The following is a 4,885-nucleotide window of genomic DNA, read 5'->3' on the forward strand; positions in this document are numbered from 1 at the left end:
CTTATTTAAGTAATTAAAGATAAGCATTTCCTGCTGAATGTTGTGTACTAATGTCGCACAGGGAAATATCTATTAGCAGTCAGCTCTCAAAAATTTACCCGAAAACTACTAAAAAGGAATATAAAAAAAGTATTCTAGCTTGACTTCTACTAACTTCTGGGAAGTAGAATTATTCAAATAAGTATGGATTTATTATTGTATAAGATATGGTATGAATAGAAAATCAAACAAGTTTTGTCCAAGTATTGATAAGTTTCTCAGAGTAGAAAAAAAGAGTCTCTGAGAAAGATAGAGAGAGTTTTTGAGTGTGAAAATTGTGGTTTCAGTAGAGAAACGAGACTTAAATGCTAGCTTAAATCTAGCTATGGCGGGCAATTAGTCCGTGACAGCCTGTGGACTGGATAACGCCGACGTTGCCAGGTTGAGGCAGGAATAGAATAGATGATTTATAGAAAATCATACATTTTTGTAGATAGTAGATAATCGTAGGTTTCTCAGAACGGTTGCTAAATATCCCCGTGAAAAAAATATCTTCTAACTTCTGAGTTCTGAATTCGTTAACTGCATGGGTATCAAAAAAGGTGAAGGAATGTTTTATCAAGTAGAAAGGCTAGCCTCACAAGGAGAATAATCAGTTTGCAGCAGTTAAACCCTCTTATCTTAACGCCAGCAGAAATTCAAAAAATTTCCCCCTCAGCTTGGGCATATTTGGGAGATGCAGTTTACGAACTGTATATTCGGAATTATTACTTGATACCACCAAAGCGATCGCGTTATTATCATCAATTAGTTGTGGCCCAAGTTAGGGCAGAAACTCAAGCCGATCATTTACATAATTTGAAACCATACCTCACCAGTGCAGAGTTAGATATTCTAAAACGAGGACGTAATGCTGCTTTTAGGAAACCAAAAAGATTAGATCCGGAAGTTTATCAACAGGCTACCAGTTTAGAAACTTTAATTGGATACTTATATTTGACCGATCCCCAAAGGTTAAATCAATTACTAGGTTACATAGAATTAGATTAATATTAGATTAATATTTTCATACCATTAGCCAATAGGTATTTCCAATAATAATAAATCAATTATGGCACTCTTATTCATCCAATGATTTATCCAAAAATTAAGGTATAATATTATGTTCGGTTGAATAGTTATAAATAAGAAGGGAGGAGTCAGGAGTCAGGAGTCAGGAGTCAGGAGGAAAGATGGGAGAAATAAAGTATACAATTTGAACGTTTTTTTATCACTAATTATCCGGACATAATATAAAGCCTCTCCATTTATGGATAAAAAAATACTTTTAGGTCATCCTATTCTTGATAATAAGAGGTAATACTAGATTTGGTTTAGAAAGCACCAATATTTATTAAGGTAAGGCCGAAGGCAGAAGGCAGAACGATTAGATAGTAATTTCAAAAACGTGCTTTTGATAATGGGATTTGGTATAATTATTAATTAATAATTATTAAGGTTCTTCTAGACTGGTTATAGCTTCTTAGTAGTTTAAATGAACTTAAACCCTTAAATAGCAGAGGATTAAACCTTTAGGAAAATAGATTTTTATGTTTATTTGCTTTTTTGTATTCCTATAATCCTTGCATAGCAGTGATTATAGAGTTCCTAAGTGTAGTAATTTATCATAGCTACTCTAAAAGAGCTTTAATAATTTACACGCCATAAACAAGCATGAGATAATCTGTTCTAAATTATTAATGTTCCATTCTAGATAATTATTAATTATTAATTGTATTGGCAGTCGCCGACATGAACATTGTTAATTGCTGAACTTTGATTTTAGATAAGAGCTTTATTAATTGAACCAGTATTAAATCTTACTACAAAAGTAAGCATTTCCTCCGGAATGCTGCGCAAATAGCAGTCAGCCAGCCTCCTGCGGAGGAACTACGTTAACAGCTATATTACCTTTAAACAAAGAACTAAAAAACAATTGAGAGATTTCCCAGAATTATGTGAAAATGTAGTAGAAGTTAAATGAATGAATCAAGCATTCATTGTTATTCCTGGCAAGCGTAGCATTCCGTAAGATGAGTAAACAGCTAATAACTGTTTACCGAAAAATAAAGGTATAAAGCCTCTCTTTTCCAGGAGAAGCAAAAAAAATTTTCCTTTTATTCAATCCTCTCCCTAAAAGGAAGAGGTAATTATCAATTATCAATTATCCATTATCTATTATCCATTATTGAAGCAGGATTGAGCAGGAAATACTTATTGCTCTGCTGATTAAATATAAAAGCCTTGACAGATAAAGCTAAGTGCCTTTTTAGGTCTGGAAAAAGTACGAACTTTTAGGTCAAAAAGGTGCAAAAATTTAGCATTTTTTGCTCAATATTTAGAGAAAAATCACTCTTACTATTCTTCCNCGGGCGTTAACGATAGTTATGCGAAGCTAACGGCCGTTTCGCTGCGCGACATGTTTGCGGAGCATTCCGTCAGGAAAACGCCCCTACGACTCCTACCATTACTTAAATATAAGTTTTTTCTGAAGCAATAGCACAAACTATTTTATTTTGTCAATAATTGTATAGTAGAAAACCTATACTTAAAAGGTTCTCTGAAAATATTTCTTCTGAATTTAACATGAATTTTGAATCATCTGAGAGTACCCAAAAACAAAATTCAAGGCCACGGACTATTAGACCAATTGGAGTAGCTTCACTGCATAGTATTGCTTTTTCTAGAGAGACTCTCTATGCTATTGACAAAAATCGTGGTTTTCTGCTAAAGATTGACCCAACAACAGATAATACCACTGTTATTAATCCTTATCAGACTGATGAATTTATTGATGTTACAGGTATTTCTATCTGGAAAGATACTCTCTGGTTAACATGGGAAAATAAAATTTATTTCTGTCTGAATGCTATTGGTAATTTATCAGAAGGACGTTTAAGATGGCAACATTNCAAAAATCGTGGTTTTCTGCTAAAGATTGACCCAACAACAGATAATACCACTGTTATTAATCCTTATCAGACTGATGAATTTATTGATGTTACAGGTATTTCTATCTGGAAAGATACTCTCTGGTTAACATGGGAAAATAAAATTTATTTCTGTCTGAATGCTATTGGTAATTTATCAGAAGGACGTTTAAGATGGCAACATTTTTTTACTTTACCTTATGCTGCTGATGGAATTGCTGTTTGGGAATCAACTGTTTATGTAACTTGTCAAAAATTAGGTAAAATTATAGTTTTTGACAAAGATACTAAACAACAAATTACAGGGTTTTATGCTCCAGGAATAGGGTTTGAAAATATTACGGTTCAGGATGAAGAATTGTGGCTTTGCGATCGCGAGGAGCAGACTGTTTATTGTTTAGAAAGGGGAACTGGTAAGGTGAAATTTAGTGTATTAACTCCTTTTGAGTCTCCAACTGGATTAGCATTTTATCGCAATTTTACTACAGGGGAAAGACAACTTTATGTTGCTTATTCTGGGGATGAACTTTACATTAGGGATGACCCAAACTCGGAAAAANATGAAGAATTGTGGCTTTGCGATCGCGAGGAGCAGACTGTTTATTGTTTAGAAAGGGGAACTGGTAAGGTGAAATTTAGTGTATTAACTCCTTTTGAGTCTCCAACTGGATTAGCATTTTATCGCAATTTTACTACAGGGGAAAGACAACTTTATGTTGCTTATTCTGGGGATGAACTTTACATTAGGGATGACCCAAACTCGGAAAAACAGTATGAATTGACTAAGCGCGATAGAACTTTTATACATCCTCTTTATTTTTATTACAATGAACAGGAAAAATATGCTGTTTCTAATGGTTTTTTAATTGAGATGTCTTATGTTGAAGAATTAGAACCATTAGATGAAATATTTTTAGAAGATGTGGAATGGCGTATTGCTTTACCTTCGGAAACTCATCGTCAAAAAGTTAGGGAAATTTCTCCTATAGGAATGCCTTTTACTGAAGAAATTCAAGATGGTCAAAAAGTTGCTGTTTTTAGGTTTCAACCATTGCGTCAAAGTGAAAGAAGGATATTTGGTTGGAAGGCTTTATTAGAAGTTAGGGCAATTAAGTACCAAATTCAACCTTTTAATGTAGAAAATATTCCGGAAATTCCACCAGATTTTCACGATAAATATCTGGTAGATAATGATAATTTGGCAATGGATAAAGAGATAGTTATTCGAGCTGCAAAAGATGCTGTTTTCAGAGAAAATAATTTATTACGTCAACTTTTGAAGATTCGGAATTATGTTTATGACCAACTTTCTTATGGAGTAACAGCTAAGATTGATACTCCCGATATTGTGTTGGAAAGAGGTATTGGTTCTTGTGGAGAATATGTAGGATTATTGTTAGCTTTGGCACGATTAAATGGTATTGCTTGTCGTACAGTAGGTCGTTATAAATGTCCGGCTTTTGCTGATAGAAAAGGTGTGCCTTTGGAGCCAGAGTTTAATCATGTATGGTTGGAATTTTATCTACCTGGTTTTGGTTGGGTTCCTATGGAGTCAAACCCTGATGATTTACAGGAAGGTGGTCCTTATCCGTTAAGGTTTTTTATGGGGTTAGCTTGGTATCATGTAGAAATTGGTAAAGGAATTAAGTTTGAAGTTATGAAAAATAAAGGGGTTCCTGTTAATAAGGAAGAAGTTTCAATTGGTAATTTAGCAATTAATCATGTTAGATTTACAATCTTAGAAGAGTTATCTGCAATGGATAATGGATAATGGATAATTGATAATTGATAATTGATAATTGATAATTGATAATGGATAATTGATAATGGATAATTGATAATTGATAATGAAAACTATAGCAATCCGCGCTTATGTTGCGGGTAATTAAAAAGTAAATAAAAAAGTTGAAACTCCCACCTGTAGCAATAGTGCCTGT

At 33.5% G+C, this 4,885-nt stretch carries 1 protein-coding gene and 1 pseudogene; both read left to right on the top strand.

Annotation, left to right across the window (positions count from 1 at the left end):
• Positions 1–636 precede the first annotated feature (636 nt).
• A complete protein-coding gene (locus tag AFK68_RS10465; RefSeq protein WP_210407342.1) occupies positions 637–1,029 on the top strand; it encodes a Mini-ribonuclease 3 in 393 nt (130 codons plus the stop codon).
• A gap of 2,479 nt (positions 1,030–3,508) precedes the next feature.
• Positions 3,509–4,719: pseudogene (locus tag AFK68_RS10470) on the top strand (transglutaminase family protein); the annotation flags it as partial.
• Between the last annotated feature and the right edge of the window lie 166 nt (positions 4,720–4,885).

This window comes from Hydrocoleum sp. CS-953 (genome assembly GCF_002260545.1).
In the GTDB taxonomy this organism is placed as follows: domain Bacteria; phylum Cyanobacteriota; class Cyanobacteriia; order Cyanobacteriales; family Microcoleaceae; genus Trichodesmium.